This is a genomic window from Echinicola arenosa (assembly GCF_014841125.1).
GTDB lineage: Bacteria > Bacteroidota > Bacteroidia > Cytophagales > Cyclobacteriaceae > Echinicola > Echinicola arenosa.
This window is the reverse complement of the sequence record NZ_JACYTQ010000007.1, coordinates 88,371-108,102: the sequence shown is the minus strand read 5'-3', so window position 1 is coordinate 108,102 and position 19,732 is coordinate 88,371. Positions and strand designations below refer to the sequence as shown.

20 protein-coding genes are annotated in these 19,732 nt (G+C 36.8%); 15 read left to right on the top strand and 5 right to left on the bottom strand.

Annotated features, from left to right (window positions below; genetic code table 11):
* Window positions 1–78: 78 nt before the first annotated feature.
* The 5 genes from IFO69_RS17395 to IFO69_RS17375 form a co-directional block, all read right to left on the bottom strand.
* The gene (locus IFO69_RS17395; RefSeq protein ID WP_192011407.1) at window positions 79–1,530 is read right to left on the bottom strand and encodes a TrkH family potassium uptake protein; all 1,452 of its coding nucleotides are present in this window, start codon (window positions 1,528–1,530) and stop codon (window positions 79–81) included.
* A gap of 4 nt (window positions 1,531–1,534) precedes the next feature.
* Window positions 1,535–2,881: a Trk system potassium transporter TrkA gene (gene trkA, locus IFO69_RS17390; protein WP_192011406.1), complete on the bottom strand. Its 1,347-nt coding sequence runs from the start codon at window positions 2,879–2,881 to the stop codon at window positions 1,535–1,537.
* A gap of 153 nt (window positions 2,882–3,034) precedes the next feature.
* A complete protein-coding gene (locus IFO69_RS17385) occupies window positions 3,035–3,376 on the bottom strand; it encodes a n-acetylglutamate synthase (RefSeq protein ID WP_192011405.1) in 342 nt (113 codons plus the stop codon).
* A gap of 80 nt (window positions 3,377–3,456) precedes the next feature.
* Window positions 3,457–4,038, bottom strand: a complete 582-nt coding sequence (locus IFO69_RS17380) for a DUF4136 domain-containing protein (protein WP_192011404.1) — start codon at window positions 4,036–4,038, stop codon at window positions 3,457–3,459.
* 94 nt (window positions 4,039–4,132) lie between these two features.
* Window positions 4,133–5,380 (bottom strand): DNA recombination protein RmuC, encoded by a 1,248-nt coding sequence (locus tag IFO69_RS17375; protein WP_394354476.1) that lies wholly within the window; start codon window positions 5,378–5,380, stop codon window positions 4,133–4,135.
* A gap of 215 nt (window positions 5,381–5,595) precedes the next feature.
* Between IFO69_RS17375 and IFO69_RS17370 the strand changes: the two genes are divergently transcribed.
* The 15 genes from IFO69_RS17370 (at window position 5,596) to IFO69_RS17300 (ending at window position 19,654) form a co-directional block, all read left to right on the top strand.
* Window positions 5,596–6,810 (top strand): Nramp family divalent metal transporter, encoded by a 1,215-nt coding sequence (locus IFO69_RS17370; protein WP_192011402.1) that lies wholly within the window; start codon window positions 5,596–5,598, stop codon window positions 6,808–6,810.
* 10 nt (window positions 6,811–6,820) lie between these two features.
* Window positions 6,821–7,534, top strand: coding sequence for a 5-oxoprolinase subunit PxpA (pxpA, locus tag IFO69_RS17365; protein ID WP_192011401.1), 714 nt, complete (start codon window positions 6,821–6,823; stop codon window positions 7,532–7,534).
* A gap of 26 nt (window positions 7,535–7,560) precedes the next feature.
* Window positions 7,561–8,274 (top strand): 5-oxoprolinase subunit B family protein, encoded by a 714-nt coding sequence (locus tag IFO69_RS17360; protein WP_192011400.1) that lies wholly within the window; start codon window positions 7,561–7,563, stop codon window positions 8,272–8,274.
* Window positions 8,261–9,130 (top strand): 5-oxoprolinase subunit C family protein, encoded by an 870-nt coding sequence (locus tag IFO69_RS17355; RefSeq protein ID WP_192011399.1) that lies wholly within the window; start codon window positions 8,261–8,263, stop codon window positions 9,128–9,130. The genes IFO69_RS17360 and IFO69_RS17355 overlap by 14 nt, the downstream gene beginning before the upstream one ends.
* A gap of 154 nt (window positions 9,131–9,284) precedes the next feature.
* Complete coding sequence (locus tag IFO69_RS17350; RefSeq protein WP_192011398.1) at window positions 9,285–10,151, top strand: peroxiredoxin family protein; 867 nt, start codon at window positions 9,285–9,287, stop codon at window positions 10,149–10,151.
* An 18-nt stretch (window positions 10,152–10,169) separates the two neighbouring features.
* Window positions 10,170–11,102: a polysaccharide deacetylase family protein gene (locus IFO69_RS17345; protein WP_192011397.1), complete on the top strand. Its 933-nt coding sequence runs from the start codon at window positions 10,170–10,172 to the stop codon at window positions 11,100–11,102.
* 122 nt (window positions 11,103–11,224) lie between these two features.
* On the top strand, window positions 11,225–11,680 hold the full coding sequence (locus IFO69_RS17340; protein WP_192011396.1) for a hypothetical protein: 456 nt from the start codon (window positions 11,225–11,227) through the stop codon (window positions 11,678–11,680).
* A complete protein-coding gene (locus IFO69_RS17335; protein WP_192011395.1) occupies window positions 11,680–11,880 on the top strand; it encodes a helix-turn-helix transcriptional regulator in 201 nt (66 codons plus the stop codon). Before IFO69_RS17340 ends, IFO69_RS17335 begins: the two co-directional genes overlap by 1 nt.
* A gap of 200 nt (window positions 11,881–12,080) precedes the next feature.
* Window positions 12,081–13,577, top strand: a complete 1,497-nt coding sequence (locus IFO69_RS17330) for an FAD-binding protein (protein ID WP_192011394.1) — start codon at window positions 12,081–12,083, stop codon at window positions 13,575–13,577.
* 164 nt (window positions 13,578–13,741) lie between these two features.
* Complete coding sequence (locus tag IFO69_RS17325; RefSeq protein WP_192011393.1) at window positions 13,742–14,149, top strand: hypothetical protein; 408 nt, start codon at window positions 13,742–13,744, stop codon at window positions 14,147–14,149.
* Window positions 14,150–14,719: 570 nt separating this feature from the next.
* Window positions 14,720–15,109 carry a DUF7793 family protein gene (locus IFO69_RS17320; protein ID WP_192011392.1) on the top strand — a complete coding sequence of 130 codons (390 nt, stop codon included), beginning with the start codon at window positions 14,720–14,722 and terminating at the stop codon, window positions 15,107–15,109.
* Entirely contained in the window at window positions 15,099–16,001 is a 903-nt protein-coding gene (locus tag IFO69_RS17315; RefSeq protein WP_192011391.1) for a sensor histidine kinase, read from the top strand. The genes IFO69_RS17320 and IFO69_RS17315 overlap by 11 nt, the downstream gene beginning before the upstream one ends.
* Before the next feature lie 16 nt (window positions 16,002–16,017).
* Entirely contained in the window at window positions 16,018–16,881 is an 864-nt protein-coding gene (locus IFO69_RS17310) for an alpha/beta hydrolase (protein ID WP_192011557.1), read from the top strand.
* 221 nt (window positions 16,882–17,102) lie between these two features.
* The gene (locus tag IFO69_RS17305; protein ID WP_192011556.1) at window positions 17,103–18,620 is read left to right on the top strand and encodes a DUF4301 family protein; all 1,518 of its coding nucleotides are present in this window, start codon (window positions 17,103–17,105) and stop codon (window positions 18,618–18,620) included.
* Between the two features lie 113 nt (window positions 18,621–18,733).
* Complete coding sequence (locus tag IFO69_RS17300) at window positions 18,734–19,654, top strand: patatin-like phospholipase family protein (protein ID WP_192011390.1); 921 nt, start codon at window positions 18,734–18,736, stop codon at window positions 19,652–19,654.
* The last annotated feature ends 78 nt before the right edge of the window (window positions 19,655–19,732 follow it).

The window sequence follows — 19,732 nt, the reverse complement described above, 5'->3', positions numbered from 1 at the left end:
TTAAAACTATCCTCTTTAATGAAGATTTCCAGAAACAATTTCGATAAATATCCCTAAAAATAAAATCTCAAATATCTTTTAGTTTGCTCTCCAAAAATAAGGAGAGAAGAGCACTAAAATGGTAAACAGTTCGAGTCTACCTAGTAACATGATAAATGATAGAAAAAGCTTTGTAAAAGGGTCAAAAAAGGAAAAGTTATCCAAAGGACCGACCTTACCTATCGCCGGCCCAACATTCCCCAAACAAGTGGCTACTGCTCCGAAACTGGTCAACATATCATAACCAAAAACTGAAAGCACCACACTTCCCATCACAAAGACCATCAAATAGATCAAAAGGAAGTTCATGATATGTGTAATGATTTTTCCCGTAACCCGATCTCCATTAATCTTCAAAGGCACCACCGCCCTAGGGTGTACAATTCTCTTGAATTCCAAAATGGTGTTTTTGAAAAAAGTCAGGTGCCTGATAAATTTTATCCCTCCACTTGTGGATCCTGCACAGCCACCCACAAAAAGCAAAAGAAAGAACAAAATGGTCAAACCGTGGCCATAACTTGTGTAATCTGCCGTGACAAAACCAGTAGTAGTCAATAAGGAAACTACCTGAAATGCCGTATCTCTAAAGGCCTTTTCTACTCCCAAATCGGAAAATAAATAAACAGGAATGGCCATGGCCACAATAATCAAAGCAACAACCAAAACATAGGCCTTGAATTCATCACTCTTCCATACCCGGTCAAATTTCCCAACCAAACCAAAGTAAATCACTGTAAAGTTTGTTCCAGCTAAAAACATAAATAAGATAGCCACATATTGGATAAAAGGTACATCATAGTAGGCCATACTGGCATTTTTGGTAGAAAAACCTCCTGTTGCCATGGTAGTCAAAGCATGATTAATGGCATCATAAAAAGACATCCCACCTAAAAAATACAATCCGATACAAACTACGGTCAATCCTACATAGACGTACCAAAGCCTTTTTGCTGTTTCACGAATTCTAGGATGCAGTTTATCAGAGGTTGGACCGGGAGATTCCGCCACAAACAGCTCAATCCCACCAATTCCCAAAAGTGGAAAAATGGCCACTGTCAGTACAATAATCCCCAAGCCCCCAATCCATTGGGTCATACTTCTCCAAAATAATATCCCCTTTGGTAACGCTTCAATATCATTTAAAATAGAAGCCCCAGTGGTAGTCAAACCAGAAACTGTCTCAAAAATGGCATCTGGTAAGCTGGTTATCGTGCCACTCACCAAAAAAGGTAACATCCCAAAGAGAGACATAAAAACCCAACTCAATGCCACGATGAGGTAACCCTCACGCTTTCTAATATTTTGATCTTGTTTGGAAAATGAGAAAAACAGAATAGCACCCATGGCCATTGATACAAAAGCAGAGTAGATCAAAGGAACCTGATCTCCGCTCTCATAATAGTAGCTAAATCCTATACCCGGCAACATAAGTAAACCCAGTAGCATCAATAAGCCGCCCATTATTTTTGCAATAGCCTTGTAATGGATCATAGTATCAATTAAATAATTTTTCCAAGTTGGATTTTGCTGATGGAAGTGCTAAAACTATGGCTTTATCATTTATCTGCAGCTTAAAATCTCCATCTGGTATAAAAACTTCTTCTCCCCTAATTACCCCTGCCACTATTGCTGTGCTTGGAAAATGCAACTCACTTAAGCACTTTTTAGTCAACCTATTGTTCTTGGAAATCACATATTGGATAAACTCTGCATCTACCCCATAAATCCCTGAAATGGCCTCTACTTTTCCCTTTCTCAAATATCGTGTAATTTGATTGGCAGCAACCAACTTTTTATTGATCAGGGAATCCACTCCAATACTATGGGAAATATGGATATACTCCCGGGTATCCACATGCGCTATGGTTTTGTATACACCATGGTTTTTGGCGCTTAAGCTGGTGATGATATTGGTCTCTGAGCTTTCCGTAAGTGCTAAAAAAGCCTGCATTTCTTCAAGCCCTTCTTCTATCAATAACTCAATATTTTTGTAATCTCCATGAATAACCAATGTAGAGTCCAACCTTTCTGAAAGCCACTTACAACGCTCCTTGTCCTTGTGGATTAATGTCACTCTATACTCAGGTTCAAGCTTCAAAGCGGAAGTGAAGGCCAAGTCGTCTCCACCGATGATCATAACGTTCTTGATGGTAATTTCCCTTTGATCCATCAGCTGAACGATAGATTCATTGGCTTTTTTATTAGATATAAAGTAAACGTGATCATTGTTTCTCAAGACCGTATTTCCTCTTGGAATAATGGTCATTTGGTCCCGAACAATGGCTATGATCCTGATGTCATCAAAAATGGGCATCTCCCTGGTTTCTGAGAGTTTCTTATTGACCAAAGAAGAGTATTGGTTAAGGATCAAACCAACTACATTGAGTTTCCCTTCTTCAAAATCAAAAATATCTGAGAAGGTAGAGTTTTGAATCATCCTATGAATCTCACCGCTACAAAGCATGGTTGGTGAAATAATGTTATCAATTCCCAAATTATGGAAATAGGATATATTTTCATCCAACAAGTAATCGTGGTTCCTGACCCTGGCTATGACTCTTTTAGCTCCTAACTGCTTGGCTAGCATGGCCGTCACAATATTGGTCTTCTCAGAAGTGGTCACGGCCATCACCATATGGGCCTCTTTCACATTGGCGTTTTGAAGGACCTCGATAGAAGCAGAATCACCTATTACAGTCAGCACATCCAATCTGGACGCAACATGCTCAAGAATATCCTTGTCGGTATCGATTAAAGTAATGTCTTTATTTTCATAGCTAAGGGACTCGGCAAGGTGAAAACCCATATCACCAGCCCCAGCAATTACTATATTCATGGCCATGGCCGTAAAGATAACTGGTTTATCACCGCAATGACAAAATTGTAAATCAATTTTTATTGATGCGCATCAGGCCTTCCCCTATGGCTTTAGTACTAAAACCAACTCTTTAATTGGCCAAATAGGTGATTTTTTTTTTAAATCTAAATATCAAAATCAAATCTCCTCAATTACAGATTGTCCCACTGATCCATCTCCTGATGTCCACTGCCAAGATTCTAACAACTTGATTTTCCCATTCTCCAAAAATTCTGGAACAGATTTACAGCAGCCACTCATCAGTTGCCCCTTGGTATTAAGGTGATGATAATTCATAGCAATTACACCTTGATCATTCACTTTACCCAACAGCTGGCCTTTGATAATTTCTCCACCAGAATAAGTCCCTGTCAAAATTGTTCCTTCCTGTTTATATTCAAAAAAAGTCTCCGACGAAACCTCACCATTGCCGCTATTGCTAATCGACCGAAACCTTTTATTGTTATAATTTATTTTCATTTGTAAACTGTAATAAATAAGAAAGCCATTTGAAAATTCAAATGACTCCACAAAATAGTAAATAATTAGTTTAAATTCCTTTAGCCTTCCACCGTCATGTTTCTAGAAAATTCATGTAAGATTTTATCTACTGAAACCCCTATATTTTTATACTTCTGTTTTATATTATTTACCTCACCCACAGCACTGATGCGCAAGATTATCTCATCAGCCTTTGGATCAATAAAGTCTATGACTACTTCCCCTAACTTGTATTTTTCTATTTCCGTTTGACTTGGCCAGTAAGGATAGGGAGAACCAAATGGATATCGATACATCATTGGGTTGTACATACCAAAAGGGTAAAGTCCATTATAGGAATTATCCCTTACTTCCTTTTCATTTTCACTCAAAAGCGTATTGTAACGTAAAATCAAATCAGGCCTTTCAGTGTCCTGCAAATAGCCTCTCTCCTCCATTCCTTTTACTAGGTCATCAATAAGGTTTTGATTCAAAGTGGGTGAATTCCATGCATCCTTTCCCTGGTACTGATTGATGATCGCAAAGGTCTTATACGACCTTTCATGTTTTACTTCTTCTTTCTCCAAATAAACTTTTACAGGATTACAAGCTGCTATGGCCACTACAAATAGTAACAAGCTTATACCGATTCTCGATTTCATATTAACCTCCGTTTTTATGTAAAAAACGTTGAACTAAGCCCAAAGTTGTATTTTTTGTAATGTAAAATCTACTTTGAAACTACTCAAAAGCCATTTACCCCTCCAAAAGTTTCTCTCCTTCACCATCTGACAATTCTTCCACATCCCTTAATTTCCTCTGAATAACCCTAGTACGAGTCCCAACCAAAGTATCCAACTCATTATTGGCTTCATTGAGTTTTTTCTGTGCTTTTTCTATCAGGTTGCCAAATTTGCCAAACTCTGCTTTTACTGCACCAAGCACTTTCCAAACTTCACTGCTTCTTTTCTGGATGGCCAATGTCTTAAATCCCATCTGAAGACTATTGAGCATCGCCGCTATTGTCGTGGGACCTGTTATGACCACTTTATATTCTCTTTGTAACAATTGTGCAAGTGCACCATCTCTGATTACCTCAGCGTAGAGACTTTCCATAGGCAAAAACATCACTGCAAAATCAGTGGTGTTAGGGGGATGGATATATTTATGGCTGATATCCTGGGCAGATTTTTTAATGGCTCTAGTAAGTTCTGACTTTGCCTGCTCAATGAGCAGCTTCTCTCCTACCTCATAAGCATCCAATAACCTGTGGTAAGCTTCTTGGGGGAATTTTGCATCAATAGGCAGTAACACCGGTTCATCCCCGTTGTTTCCAGGAAGCTTCACTGCAAACTCAACCCTTTCTGAAGCACCTTTCTTCATAGTAGCATTGCTGATGTACTGATCAGGAGCCAATATATTTTCCAAGATGCCTTCAAGTTGGTATTCTCCCAGAATTCCTCTACTCTTTACATTGGTCAAAACCTTTTTAAGGTCACCTACTCCGGTTGCTAGACTTTGCATTTCACCCAAGCCTTTTTGAACGGCCTGAAGTTGTTTGCTGACCATTTCAAAAGATTGCCCCAGTCTTAGCTCCAAAGTTTTTTGCAACTTTTCATCTACCGTCTCTCTCATCTTCTCCAACCGCTCTTCAGTGGATTGCAGCATTTTTTCCTGCCGCCTTTCCAGCTCATTGAACTTTTCTTTTTGAAGTTCATTGAATTCCCGAACATTTTCTCTAAAAAGCTTTCCAAATTCACGTAAAGTGAGATTTTGATCTTTTGAGTTTTCTCTCAATGCATCAAAAACCAACTTAAACTGTTGGTTGATGTTTTGACCAATTTCTTGTCTATTCTCACCCATTTGCCTATTGACTTCCATTTTCATTTGGTCAAAATAGGTCTGTATCGTCTTCTCTAACTTAACGGATTGGGAGCCTTTCATAATGAGCCAAAGACTCAAAATAGCATTTAGTGCTACCAAACCTATCAAAATCATTTCCATTGTCATTGTAATTTAAGAAGGCAAATTAAGTTATAGATTGGGCTTTGCCTAAAATGAACCAACCACAATGTGACATTTAATGTCGCTTTAATTTTATAATCGATGACAACATGATATAAGTAAAAGCCATTACTGCATTTTCGAACTATTTGGCCATTTTCCAGTCGATTCCATTAAATTAGGATTTTAGTTTCCTTTTCAAATTAACTCCAAAATTGAAAAATAGTATTAGAAAATATATTGGACCGGGGCCTTTGGTAGCTGCCGCTTTTATTGGACCGGGTACTGTCACGGTTTGTACCTTAGCAGGTGTAAATTTTGGGTTCGACTTACTTTGGGCTCTACTTCTGTCAGTTATTGCCACGATTGTTTTGCAAGAAACCGCTGCGCGAATTGGACTGATCAGTCAAAAAGGGTTGACTGAGATCATTCGTCAGGAAATTGGACAGCCAGTTGCTAGAATCATTTCACTTGTACTGGTTATTATGGCCATCGTTATAGGAAACGCTGCTTATGAAGCAGGAAATATTGGAGGAGCTGTTTTAGGTTTAGAAGCTTTTGGAACCTTGCCAACATTTCAACTCAACAGTATCAATATTTCTCCCTTTCCGCTCATTACTGGTCTACTGGCTTGGGGATTGCTAATGAGTGGCAGCTATAAGAAAGTGGAGCAGTTTATGGTTATGGTTGTTATCCTGATGAGTTTGGTCTTTCTCATTACTGCTTCAATGAGCCAACCCAAGTTCAATGATTTGCTGACAGGATTCGTCCCCAATATCAATGGAGAGAATATCATGACCATAGTGGCTTTAATCGGTACTACGGTCGTGCCTTACAACCTTTTCTTGCATACCTCGCTGGTGGCAAAAAAATGGAATACACCTGCTGACCTTAAATATGCGAGAGTGGACACTGTTATCTCAGTAGTTTTGGGAGGTCTAGTATCAATGGCTATATTGATTACTGGTACTTTGGGGGAAGCCTCTAACATCCAATCTGTTTTGGATCTTTCCAAAAGTGTGGAGCCATTATTGGGAGCTTCATCTCCTTACTTTTTAGGAGTGGGATTGTTTGCTGCCGGAATCACCTCTTCCATAACGGCTCCTCTTGCTGGAGCACTTGTCGTATGTGGATGCTTTGGATGGAGCAGTGAACTCTCTTCCAAAGAAATGAGATGGACTTTTAGCGTTATTCTCTTTCTTGGTATTATTTTCTCTTCATTAGGTATCAAGCCCGTTCAACTGATCACAATTGCACAGTTGGCCAATGGCATTTTATTGCCCGTACTGAGTACATTTATACTTTGGGTGATCAATAGAAAACAATTGATGGGAAATTTTAAGAACAGTCTTCGATGGAATATATTGACTTTTGCTATTTGGATTATTACTTGGGTTTTGGGAATAAAAAGTATTATAAGCGTTATTTAAAATAAATCTTATGCCAATAGACATCAATAGTGATCTGGGAGAAGGAATGGGGTCCGATGCAGCAATCATGCCTTACATTACTAGTTGCAATATTGCATGCGGCGGTCATGCTGGAGATGATTTAACAATGCAAAAAACCATTGAACTAGCCATTAAAAATAAGCTTAAGATAGGTGCCCATCCATCCTATCCCGATCCTGAAAATTTTGGTCGTTTGTCAATGGATATAACATTAGAGCAACTGAAGGATAGCATTTTAACACAAATCGAGACATTAGAGAAATGGGTAAGTTTAAAAGGTGCCCAACTTCACCATATTAAGCCACATGGAGCGCTGTATAATGAAGCGGCCATTAATCCTACCATAGCTAAAATGCTTGTCCAAATTCTGAAACTACATTATCCTCAAACAATCCTCTACGCTCAGGATGGATCAATTATTGCAGCCTTAGCAGAAGACCAAAGTATCAAAGTGGAGTATGAAGTGTTTGCGGATCGTAATTATAATGATGACTTGACACTGGTGAATAGAAAAAAACCAAAGGCTGTTTTACATAGACCAGAAGAAGTACTTCCCCATCTTTCATCCATGATAGAAGAAGGAAAAGTAAAAACCCTTTCCGGGAAATTTTTACGTATCAAGGCAGATACTATCTGTGTACACGGGGACAACTCTACCGCACTGGAAATCGCAAAGGCCATTTATACACTGATCAATAAGTAATTAGGTCAAATCATAATCATCAACATATGTCTCTCAAGCTGAACTATAAAAAGATTTCTCCAAACATTCTTGAAGCGTGTTGGCCTCCTGAGATTCGGCAAAGCACCCTAATGGAAATGATGATAATGAAAAAGAGGATCATTTCTGAATGGTATGAAGAACTTTGGGATGTCAATTTGGGGTACCATTGTCTTAGTTTACACTTTAAGGATCATTTCCCTTTGAATGAGGTAGTAAGCAAACTTGAAAATTTTTCCTCAGAAAAATTTCAGCAAGAGGCTATTAAAAGAAAACGATGGTTTATTCCTGTATTGTATGAAGGAAAAGACCTTCAAAGAGTCTCAGAAATCACTAAAATCGACATTTCCGACATTGTTAAACTACATCAGGACAAACCTTATTTACTTCATTTTTATGGCTTTATGCCTGGCTTTATGTATTTGGGAGGCTTATCTCCTAAGTTGTTCGCTGCGAGGAAGGACCGCCCAGATCCTGTTATTGAGAAAGGGTCTGTAGCCATTGGGGGCAAGCAAACTGGAATTTATCCAATGGATAGCCCAGGTGGATGGAACATCATTGGAAAGACTCCTCTGACCCTTTTTAACTTGAATAAGCAACCTCCTATTCAAGCTCAACCGGGAGATGAAATCCAATTTCACTCAATAGAAAAGACAGAATTTGAATCGATTCAAAAAGAAATAGCAAACCATCAATTCGAACTAAAGTATGAATATATCTGAGGGACAAATTGAAGTTATCAAAACCGGTTTCTATAGTTCCATCCAAGATTTGGGAAGGTTTGGGCAAGGACATTGGGGAATTCCCGCTGCAGGTGCCATGGATCGGCAATCCTTTGCTTTGGCCAATCACCTTCTACAAAACGACCCTAATGATGCATGTTTGGAAATGACAATGCTTGGGGATGAATTAAAGTTTGTAGGTGACACCGAGATCGTGCTCACTGGAGCTGAAGCCTCTATCCAATTAAATGGAAGCAAACACCCTATCAACAAACCTGTAAAAATTAAAAATGGAGACATTCTAAAAATCGGACCATTCACCACTGGTTTTAGAATGTATTTGGGCATAAAAGGCGGTTTTCAGAGCCCCTGTATTTTGAAAAGCAGAAGCTGGTACAAAGGGATTACAGAAAACTTTAGGTTAAAAAAAAGGGCATTATTACCTTATAAAACGTATCAATCCAAAGAAAATTCCTCCTATGCCAAAGTTGCTATAGATGAATCATTGCTTAAGAACAAAACTTTGGATGTCTATGCCGGCCCTGAAGCAGAGAAATTACCACGGTCTACTTTTGAACAATTATTTGAAAAGTACTTCCATCTTTCTGCCCAACAAAACAGAATGGGAATTCAACTAAAAGAGCCACTTATCAATGAATTAAAAGAAATCCTAACCGCACCGGTTTATCCAGGTACTGTTCAATTGACTCCGGGCGGGAAGCTTTTAGTTTTAATGAGAGATGCGCAAGTAACTGGCGGGTATCCACGAATTTTACAGCTGAGTCAAGCTGCTATTTCTTGCTTAGCTCAAAAAAAACAAGGCGAATCTATTCGGTTTAATTTAATAGACACTTAATAAGTTTAGCTCGTAACTGAATTGATTTCTTCTGAAATCTTAAATGGTAATTTGGAATCCCCCTGTCCGACTCAACCAATTATAGTCCCTATACCTTTTACTAAATCTTTACGTATAGCTAATAAAGTCAGTATACACCCTGTTTCTTATTAATATGAAAAAATGGATATTAAGCCTTATCACGGGCTTACTTACTTTTATAACCGCATTTTTAATCAGTGATTATACTCTGGGGCTTTCAAAAGACTATAGTCTTTGGGGATTTGGAGCACTCTTAGGCTTTGTTTTATTATTTGTATCCATCACTTTTTATTACAAAAAGTTTGATAAGTTGCTTTCATCTAAGGCCATTACATTCTTGTCTCTCTTCAGCGTCCTCATCTTTATATTTGTTACCAGTCCCAGCTTGCGATTTTCTACCAAGGTATTCCCATCCTATCTTTCCTACATTCTTGCTGTATTGGGAGCTGGAATTTTCTCTGCTAAGGATTTTAAAAGAAAAGGCCTTTATACTACGCTTCTTTTTCTTTTTCCCTTATTACTGAATTTAAACCTTTACAACACATGGGTTCACTTTATAGAATTTGGCAATATCTCCGGTAAAGTAACAAATAAAAAAACAATTGGTTTTGAAGCAAAAGCGATAGATGGAGAAACGGTATCCAATGAATCACTAAAAGGAAAAATAGTAGTCCTTGATTTTTGGTTTATCAGCTGTGGGCCATGCTGGAAGAAATTCCCTCACCTCCAAAGCTTATACGAGCAGTATAAAGATAACCCGGCGGTAGAGATTTTTGCTCTTAACAGACCCATGACCAACGACAAGCCCATGCAAGCCTTTCACTCTATAAAGGATCGAGGATACAACTTCCCTGTGCTTCAAGGTACTCAAAAAATCATGGATGATTTTGATATTTATGTCTATCCTACCGTTGTTGTCCTTAATAGAAATGGAAGTATTATTTACATGGGAACAATCGAAGGAGTTGATGAAATCCTTCAAAAGGAACTTAACAACTAAAACAGTCTCAAACAACTTATGAAAAAATTCAGCCTTTTTCTCCTCACCATATTGACAATCAGTTGGGCTCAGGCTCAAAATAAAAAAATGTGCATCACAGTAGATGACCTTCCAACGGTCACTTATGGCATCAATGAAATTGAGTTTAAGCAAAATATAACCTATAAATTAGTTGATACCTTTGTGAAATATAATGTTCAAGCAATTGGTTATGTCAATGAAGTTAAATTGTATAACAATGGAAAACTTACTGATTCTGACCTAGGGCTTTTAAGGTATTGGTTGGAAAAAGGAATGGACTTGGGTAACCACACCTACTCACACCCAAACTACCATCAAGTCGGTTTTGATGCTTTTACAAAAGACATATTGAAAGGACAAGAAGTACTTGTAGATCTTTTACCTGAATACGGGAAAGAATTAAAGTTTTTCAGGCATCCCTATTTAAGAAGTGGAGCTAACAAGGCTCAAAAAGATAGTTTGAGCCAATTTTTGAAAACACATCATTACATCGAAGCCCCTGTCACCATTGATAATGCAGACTATTTATTTGCCTATGCCTATTCCAAAGCCTATAAAGTCAAAAACCAATCTCTTATGAGGAAAATCGGCACAGCATATGTACAATATATGGAGGAAAAGCTCCTCTACTTTGAGCAATCAGCCCAAGCGCTATTTGAGAGGAACATCAACCAAATCCTACTTTGCCATGCGAGCTTGCTCAATGCAGAATATATGGATGAACTTCTTGACTGCTATCAAAAACATGGTTATCAATTTGTCAGCCAAGAAGAGGTACTCAAAGATTCTGCATATCAATCAAAGGAAACCAGATTTGGTGACTGGGGGATTTCATGGCTCGACCGATGGGCACTAAGCCAAGGTAAAAAAGCTGACTTTTTTAAAAATGACCCAGTCACACCCAGTTTCATACAAGAAATGAAAGAGTAGAAATTTATTAATTCCAGAAAAATCAATAATTCATGTTCAAATTTGTTATTAAACAAAATGTAAAGTATACTTGTCATAAAGTAAAGCAAACTTAATTATTTAGCAACTAAACTTTACAAAACATGAATAACACTACAAACAAAATTATTGAATGTGAGCGTAAAAAAATCCATCAACTCTTCGGATTCCAATTACACCACAAGTACAAGCTCCTTGGTGTAATTATAGCCATCAGCGGTCTTTGCTGTTTGTTTATTTTCAGAATGTCTGCGGGAGAAGCTGAAATCATGAGAGAAGTCTTCAGGAAACTCATATTGATTGGTCTATTGATGATTTCCATTTCAAAGGACAAAGTAGAGGATGAAATGACCATTACCTTAAAGGCTCAGTCTTATAAATTTGCTTTCATATGTGGGGTATTTTACGCCATTATCCAGCCATTTATCAACTTTGGAGTAGCGTTTCTATTTTCCCATGAAGAAAATAATGAATTACTTCAATTAGGAGATTTTCAACTGCTGTTCTTCATGTTAATCGTCCAAATCATGTTTTATGCTTTTTTGAAATTGAGTAGATAATGCAAAACACAATCAAAGTAGAGCGTGCCATCAAAAATATAACACAAGATGAGCTTGCCAAACAAATCGGGGTCTCGAGACAGACCATCAACTCAATTGAAAAAGGCAGGTATGTTCCTTCCACCATCCTAGCGCTTAAGATGGCCAAGATTTTTGAAAAAACAGTAAATGAGATTTTTAAACTTGAGGATACAGACTGATTCAATTCGCAACAACACTTTATACCTGATTCTTATGGAATCAGGTATTTTTTAAGTATATTAAAATCAATAGCTTACAATAAAACAGAACCACTTTTACTGCCACTAATTTCGATCAAGGATTTTTCAGAGTGCCTTCGACTCATTCCTTGAAACTGCATACGCTGATTTTCTTTTTTCAACATTTAACCACACTAACCATGTCTAGGTTTGACAGAAATTTCAAAAATGGAGTTTGGCAAAACACCATTAAAAAGCACAGCATTCGAACTGATCATTATTTTAAACCAACGAATCACGATGAAATTGCTGAAATTATTTTAAGAGCAGAACGAGAAAACAAAACGGTAAGAGCAGTAGGCTCAGGCCATAGCTTTTCCAATGTTGCCCTAATTCACGAACACAATTTCCTCATCCTTCCTGAAAAGCTGAACAAAGTCAGGAAAGTCGCCCAACTAACTCTAAAAGAAAAATATCAGGAAGCACCATTTGTATGGGTGCAATCTGGTGTTACTGTCAAGTCACTCAACAATGAACTTACCAATTTGGGCTATTCTATTACCAATATGGGAGGTATCAACCACCAGACCATTTCGGGAGCCATTTCTACAGGCACCCATGGAACCGGCGTAAATGTACCTGCCATTCATGGCATGATCCGTGCAATTCAAATTGTTACTCATGGAGGTCAGAAACTCCAAGTAGAAAGAACTAAAGGCATTTCCAAAAAATCACTTATCTACAATGGTGACTTCAAAATCATCAGAGATGATGACACGTTTCACGCCATGATGGTGAGTTTGGGAGCATTCGGGATTATTTATGCATACATTTTACGAGTAGAACATGAATATTGGCTAAAAGAAAGAAACTATATCTTACCATGGGCGGAAGTAAAACCGCTACTAGCTTCAAGGGAATTACTCAACAAATTTAGAGGTGTAAAACTTCTCATTAATCCTTATATCCTTACAAAAGGCAAATCCCCCAATGATCATACTTGCTTGATCAGTACCTATGAAATAGAATACAGTAAACCCTTGGCAAAGAAATTTGGAGACCAGTTTAGAAACTTTATTGGTTCCATTTTAGGCAACCTTAAAATCGTAGGTGTGATGGGCTATGCTTCCATTAAAAAATGCTCTTCAAAGCATCCAGATAAAATGCCCCGCTTAATAGAAACCGCCATGAGAAATCTTCAAGATAAAGGTTATAGAGACACAGCTCATAAAGTATTGTTTCAAGGTGGAGAATATATCAAAGAAAGAGCCTATGACTGTGAAGTAGCCTTTGATTATAAGGATGACAACTACATTACCGTCATAGACGAATTGATAAAAAATGCAGCTATTTTGAAGAACAATAACCTCTATCATAATTCTCCTATAGGTATCCGATATGTCAAACGTTCCAAAGCTTCCATAGCACCTGAATTTGGTAGAGAAGTGGTGTATGTAGATACACCAATGGTGTTAGACAGTAACGGAGAAGTTGAGATCATTGAATCATGCCTAAAACTGATGCTAGAACATGGAGGAATTCCTCATTGGGGAAAATTCAACAAATTATTGATTAGAGATGAGTATGATACAGACCAAATCCATCCAGGCCTTAAAAAATGGAGAAATCTCATGCGTATTTATAATCCCAACGGCACCTTTACGAGCCTATTTATGGAGGAAATGAAAATTACCTGAATAGATAGTATTCATAATGAGCAGGTCATACCAAAAATAAGACAATGAGCTACTTATATTTTCACTTGAAACACAATTAAACACAAAATACTTCATTATTCTATAAACTCTGGTCAAGCATTCTAGATTATTGATTAACTTGTATATAACAAACTATAAATAAGATGAATAAGAAAAAAACAATTCTAAAATCAATATTCATTATCTTGGTGTTTGTGTATACTGGTTGCAGTAGCTCCCAGCCTGCAAGTATGACTGATGGGATGTCAACCGAAACAATGGAGGTAGACGAAATGAAAAGTTACCTGCAAGACAACCCGGAGGCACAAGAAAAGCTTAAAGAGGAGCTGATCAATAATGAATCAGATGTTAGAGAAAAAGCAGTAAACTATCTAAAAAAGAACCCAGAAACAAAAACAAAAGTCTTGGATTTTTTAAAATCCAACCCTGAGGCAAAAGGAAAATTAATGGAATATATATTCAGTAACCCTGAGCTTACCCAAAAATTGATGGGCTTCATTACAAGCAATCCTAAAATATTAAAACAAGCAATGAGTCTAATCGGTATGTAAATAAGAAAAGGTTTTTAATTCCCTTCTTTCTAACTGTTTTAAGTAAACAAGGTTTTTTCCGATCTCAACTTTTCCTAATAGTCCGCTAACATGAAGCGGACTATTTTTTTACCTTAAAATGCAACAACCTCTAAATCAAAAGCCAACTAAATAAATGTCCCAAGTTACTTTCAGTCTTAATTAGCAATTACAAACAAAGCAACCATAAAGCACAACCACTAAACTATATCACAATATCAATTATGTGTATCCGTAAGAGTGCACTCATCTATGAAAATCTGATAATCTGTGAAATTTCGGATATACGTAATATCAATAATACTTTTATTTAATTTCATAAAACATATCACTTAGCATATAATAATTCAATAAAATACATGAGAAAAAAGAATAGTTATATAACACGTATTTAAAATAAACTATAACCAAACCTCCTTTTGCATAAAAAAAGCTTTGCATAAAGACTCTTTTCAAGTATCTTGTTTTTCATACTGAAATGGGCCATCGAACCTAATTACGGTTCTTAAAAAAACCAAATTAGCAAGCACTGGTTTATTCTTTATACATGAGATGAAAGAAATTACCACCAAAACAGAGCATCTAATTATAAACGATATTGGAATTATCGAGTGTAAAACGTTTCCAAATTCATACTTAAATCTTGAAGATGCCATAGAAAACCTTAACGCTGTAAAAGCATTAGCAAACGGAAAAAAAGTACCCGTGCTGGTAGACATTACTGAAACCAAAGGAGGGTCAAAAGAATGCCGTGATTATTATGCCAGTGAGGAAGCAGCGAACATACAAAGTGCATGTGCCATGCTTGTAGAATCCTCGTTATCAAGACTAATTGGGAATTTCTTTTTGGGATTAAATAAAACCAAATTTCCCCTGAAACTTTTTAGTGATAAAAATGAAGCTATTTACTGGCTCCAAAACTTCATAAACGATGAGCGATAAAGAGGAAATATTAACCGAAATGGTAGAAATGATAGGTGCTATGGCCAGACTTGACTTCTCAAGAAGACTGGACATAGAAATCACTAACGAACCTATCAATCTCATAGCATTTGGCTTAAACATGTTAAGTGAGGAACTTGAAAACAATATCGTCATAAGGTCCAACTTAGAGGAAATAAATAGCAACCTTGAAAAGTTTTCCTACACAGTCGCCCATGACATCAAATCACCTCTTAATTCGTCAAAAGGAATAATATCCCTTATTGAGGATGAAGTAAAGCAATATAATAATCAAGGCCTGAATGAATACATTGAAATTTTAAAAAACATCAATGATAGGACAAGAAGTATGATCCAAGGGATATTGGAGTATTCCAAATCCAATGCTACCAATATCACGATGACATCGATTGATTTAAATGATATATGTACTAAACTAGCAAGGGACTATATTCTGAAAAAGGAAATCCATTTTAGTATTGAAGAGGATATGCCTACATTAGTATACAACGAATCCGCTCTAATTCAGATATTGAGCAACCTGATCAGCAATGCCATTAAATTCAATGATAAAGAAATTTGTGAAATTTCTATTTTTTGTAAAGAAAGAGCCTTTGATTACATGATTTGTGTTCAAGATAATGGCCCTGGAATCGGAAAACAAAACATGAAATTTATCTTTGATCTGTTTGAAAACCTCCAGTCAATCAATGAAGACAGTACAGGAATTGGGCTTACTATAGTAAAGAAAATTATTATGGAAATGAATGGTGAGATCTGGGTTGAATCCTCATTGGGAGAAGGCTCGAAGTTTTTCTTCACTATCCCAAAAAGCACCCCATTAGTTCAAGAAAAATCACCTAAACACTCTCATACATTTAATTCAAAATAAAATATACTTTCCCATGATGAAATATAAAGTTCTTTTGACAGTCAGCCTGCTAACTTGGGGGATAGTTTCATCCCTTATGGCTCAATCGGGTAAAGTATATGATAATTTAAGTCTAAAAAGTGAAATTCTTGGTGGAGAAAGAAAGTACGCCCTATATCTCCCCCCTGATTATGAGACATCAGAAAGAAGCTATCCTGTATTGTATTTACTTCATGGCGCAGGCGACGACCAAACAGGGTGGGTTCAATTTGGTGAAGTCCTGCATATTGCGGATGAAGCAATCAAATCAGGCCAAGCCACACCTATGATCATTGTGATGCCAGATGCTAATACGGGTGTTAGAGGATACTTCAACCAGATTGATGGTAATTGGAACTATGAAGATTTTTTCTTCCAAGAACTTATTCCTCATGTTGAAAAAGAATATAGAACCAAAGGAGAAAAAAGGTATAGAGCTGTTTCAGGTCTATCAATGGGTGGCGGAGGAACTTTCATGTATGCTCTCCACCATCCGGAATTATTTTCTTCAGCTGCTCCATTAAGTGCTTATATTGGCCCCTTATCTTTGGAGCAAATGAAACAGAGAATGGATACAAAGAACTTCTCTGACGAACAACTTACCTCCTACTTTGAAAACCATAATGCATTATCCTTGATAGAAAAAATTCCTGATGACAAAAAAAATTCGGTGAGATGGTATATTGACTGCGGTGACGATGACTTCCTTTATGAAGGCAATAGTTTGGTACATATTGCGATGAGAAAAAAAGAAATCCCCCACGAGTTTAGAATTAGAAATGGAAGTCACTCTTGGTCCTATTGGAGACAATCCTTACCAACTGTACTGGAGTTTGTTTCCCAGGCCTTCCATCAATATTGAAGCCTCCTCCTTTTCAATAAAATATTTTCATTGTAACTTGTACTTCAAATGTTTCAGACATTGCTTAAAACATTAAAAAACATAAAAATATATTTATAATTCATTTTTTAACATACATTTCACACTTTTACTCTTGTAGAGATTTATAAAATCATTAATTTTATAGAGAAGTCACCATTTACTAAAAATAACGTAATATAATTTTAAAATTTTTAAGCATGATGATTGAGGAAGCAGTCAAAGAACAGGTCAGCCTTCAGGGCATGAATGTAGAAAAGGTAGAAGAGCAAATTAGCAATTTTATTAATGGCTTCCCTGCCTTACCAATTGAGGAAGCTGCTGCTATTGGCAATGGCATTCAGACAGTCACAAATGATGAAATTGAAAGATACCTTAAAGAATACCCCAGCAAGTGTGCGGAAAAGGAAATTGTAAAATTCGTACCTGCCAGTGGTGCAGCAACTAGAATGTTCAAAGACCTGTTTTCGTATTTGAGTGCTGATGACAAAAGTTTGGATAACAATCCCTTTGTAAAAAAATTTATTTCTAATTTGAAATCGTTTGCATTTTATAATGATCTGGAAACAAAACTTTTAGAAAACAACCTTAACATCCATACCCTTATTGAAAAAGAGGAATATACTACCATTATCTCATGGTTATTGGATGACAAAGGGTTAGGATACGGCAATCTTCCAAAAGGCTTGTTAAAGTTTCATAGATATGACGATGGAAGTAGAACTCCGGTTTATGAGCACTTTTCAGAAGGAATTCAATACGGATTGGGTAAAGGTAATACGGTAAGGCTCCATTTCACGGTTTCCCCAGAACATCAAGACCGCTTTGAAGACAAGGTAAACTACCTAAAGAAGTTTCTAAGCAATAAGTTTAATATTAATTTTGAAGTCAGTTTTTCCCAACAAAAGAAATCAACTGATACCATTGCTGTCAATATGGACAACACTCCTTTTGTTGAGGAAAATGGTGAAATCCTTTTCAGGCCTGCGGGACATGGCGCTCTTTTGGAAAACCTTAATGAAGTAGACGCAGATATTATTTTTATAAAAAATATTGATAATGTCGTACCTGACCACCTTAAAGAAGTTACCCGAAAGTATAAAATAGCAATTGCCAGTATCCTTCTTGAAACTCAGGAAAAACTATTTTCTATTCTTGCAAATCTTGGAGAGTCTTCAAACCCTGACAACATTAGCACAGCTTCTGCTTTTCTCGAGAATAAACTTGGTCACAGGTTACCTCATAGTTTTAGCTCCCTTGAAGATGATGATAAAGTACAATATTTAAAGAGTAAGCTCGACAGGCCACTGCGTGTATGTGGAATGGTAGAAAACACAGGCGAGCCAGGTGGAGGTCCATTTTGGGTAAATGATAATGATGGTTCCGTTTCTTTACAGATCGGGGAAACTGCACAGTTGGATCTTGAAGATAAAAAACATGCCAATATCTTGAAATCATCCACTCATTTTAATCCGACAGACTTAGTTTGCGGAGTAAAAAATTACAAGGGAGAGAAATTTGACCTACTTAAATACAGAGACCCTTCCACTGGTTTTATAACCTTCAAATCAAAGAATGGTAAAGACTTAAAAGCCCAAGAATTGCCAGGGCTCTGGAATGGATCTATGGCTGATTGGAACTCAATTTTTGTGGAAGTCCCGCTAGAAACTTTTAATCCGGTAAAAACAATCAACGATCTCCTTAGAGAGCAACATCAATAAGCTTTTAAAAACATAACTTTTAAAGTTTTATACATTTTTAAATGCCCATCTGCCGTTTTCCCAAAACAGCTGTGGGCATTTTAGCGTTTATAAAAACTCATTTAACCCATATTATGCGAGCATTAGTGATTTCTGGAGGAGGAAGCAAAGGAGCATTTGCAGGAGGTATTGCGGAATTCCTTATTAAAGAATGTCAATTTAAGTATGATCTGTTTGTTGGTACCTCAACAGGTAGCTTATTGATTCCTCATCTGGCTATTGATGAAATAGATAAAATCAAAAAGGTATATACTTCAGTGAAACAAGAAGATATATTTAGCACATGTCCCTTTATCATCACTAAAGAAAATGACAAGTACAAAACCAGAATTAATCACTGGGGGATAGTGAAGCTTTTTATAAGAGGAACCAAAACATTCGGAGACAGCAATAATCTACTTAAGTTAATTAAGAAAAATATAAGTAAAAGCGACTTTCGCCAAATGAAGGCTAATCACTCAGATATTGTGGTAACCGTATCCAATCTTAGCACCAATCAAGTAGAATATAAATCCATCAAAGAATCAAATTATGAGGATTTTTGTGACTGGATATGGGCCTCTTCGAACATGGTTCCCTTTATGAGTTTGCTCGAAAAAAACAACATGGAATATGCAGATGGCGGTATGGCTGATCTAGTTCCGATTTCAGAATCTATTAGGCGGGGTGCTACGGAATTGGATATAATAGTGCTCAAAACGAATCATCCCAGATCAGCCAAAAGACCTACCAAAAACGCAATGGAATTGACCACTCGTACATTTGACTTTATGCTGAATCAAATTTCCAATGATGATATTTTAATTGGTAAACTGCAAGGTTCCGAAAATCAAGTCAAATTAAATTTTTATTACCCTCCGAAGTCCTTGACCGAAAATTCACTGATATTTAACCCAGAAGAAATGAAGAAATGGTGGGAAGAAGGGTACAACTTTGCCAAAAGCTTTGACCCTGTTTGCAAATGTATAGAGCCAACATCATACAAAAATCTATAATCCAACCACTTATAAAACAAAAAAGCAGAGAAAAATTCTCTGCTCTTTATTTGAAAACTAAACCAACTATTATTTAAC

Excerpts from the sequence above, each read along its gene's own strand:
- IFO69_RS17395 (WP_192011407.1), bottom strand. The coding sequence starts at position 1,530 with ATGATCCATTACAAGGCTATTGCAAAAATAATGGGCGGCTTATTGATG.
- trkA (WP_192011406.1), bottom strand. The coding sequence starts at position 2,881 with ATGGCCATGAATATAGTAATTGCTGGGGCTGGTGATATGGGTTTTCAC.
- IFO69_RS17385 (WP_192011405.1), bottom strand. The coding sequence starts at position 3,376 with ATGAAAATAAATTATAACAATAAAAGGTTTCGGTCGATTAGCAATAGC.
- IFO69_RS17380 (WP_192011404.1), bottom strand. The coding sequence starts at position 4,038 with ATGAAATCGAGAATCGGTATAAGCTTGTTACTATTTGTAGTGGCCATA.
- IFO69_RS17375 (WP_394354476.1), bottom strand. The coding sequence starts at position 5,380 with ATGGAAATGATTTTGATAGGTTTGGTAGCACTAAATGCTATTTTGAGT.
- pxpA (WP_192011401.1), top strand. The coding sequence starts at position 6,821 with ATGCCAATAGACATCAATAGTGATCTGGGAGAAGGAATGGGGTCCGAT.
- IFO69_RS17360 (WP_192011400.1), top strand. The coding sequence starts at position 7,561 with ATGTCTCTCAAGCTGAACTATAAAAAGATTTCTCCAAACATTCTTGAA.
- IFO69_RS17355 (WP_192011399.1), top strand. The coding sequence starts at position 8,261 with ATGAATATATCTGAGGGACAAATTGAAGTTATCAAAACCGGTTTCTAT.
- IFO69_RS17350 (WP_192011398.1), top strand. The coding sequence starts at position 9,285 with ATGAAAAAATGGATATTAAGCCTTATCACGGGCTTACTTACTTTTATA.
- IFO69_RS17345 (WP_192011397.1), top strand. The coding sequence starts at position 10,170 with ATGAAAAAATTCAGCCTTTTTCTCCTCACCATATTGACAATCAGTTGG.
- IFO69_RS17340 (WP_192011396.1), top strand. The coding sequence starts at position 11,225 with ATGAATAACACTACAAACAAAATTATTGAATGTGAGCGTAAAAAAATC.
- IFO69_RS17335 (WP_192011395.1), top strand. The coding sequence starts at position 11,680 with ATGCAAAACACAATCAAAGTAGAGCGTGCCATCAAAAATATAACACAA.
- IFO69_RS17330 (WP_192011394.1), top strand. The coding sequence starts at position 12,081 with ATGTCTAGGTTTGACAGAAATTTCAAAAATGGAGTTTGGCAAAACACC.
- IFO69_RS17325 (WP_192011393.1), top strand. The coding sequence starts at position 13,742 with ATGAATAAGAAAAAAACAATTCTAAAATCAATATTCATTATCTTGGTG.
- IFO69_RS17320 (WP_192011392.1), top strand. The coding sequence starts at position 14,720 with ATGAAAGAAATTACCACCAAAACAGAGCATCTAATTATAAACGATATT.
- IFO69_RS17315 (WP_192011391.1), top strand. The coding sequence starts at position 15,099 with ATGAGCGATAAAGAGGAAATATTAACCGAAATGGTAGAAATGATAGGT.
- IFO69_RS17310 (WP_192011557.1), top strand. The coding sequence starts at position 16,018 with ATGAAATATAAAGTTCTTTTGACAGTCAGCCTGCTAACTTGGGGGATA.
- IFO69_RS17305 (WP_192011556.1), top strand. The coding sequence starts at position 17,103 with ATGATTGAGGAAGCAGTCAAAGAACAGGTCAGCCTTCAGGGCATGAAT.
- IFO69_RS17300 (WP_192011390.1), top strand. The coding sequence starts at position 18,734 with ATGCGAGCATTAGTGATTTCTGGAGGAGGAAGCAAAGGAGCATTTGCA.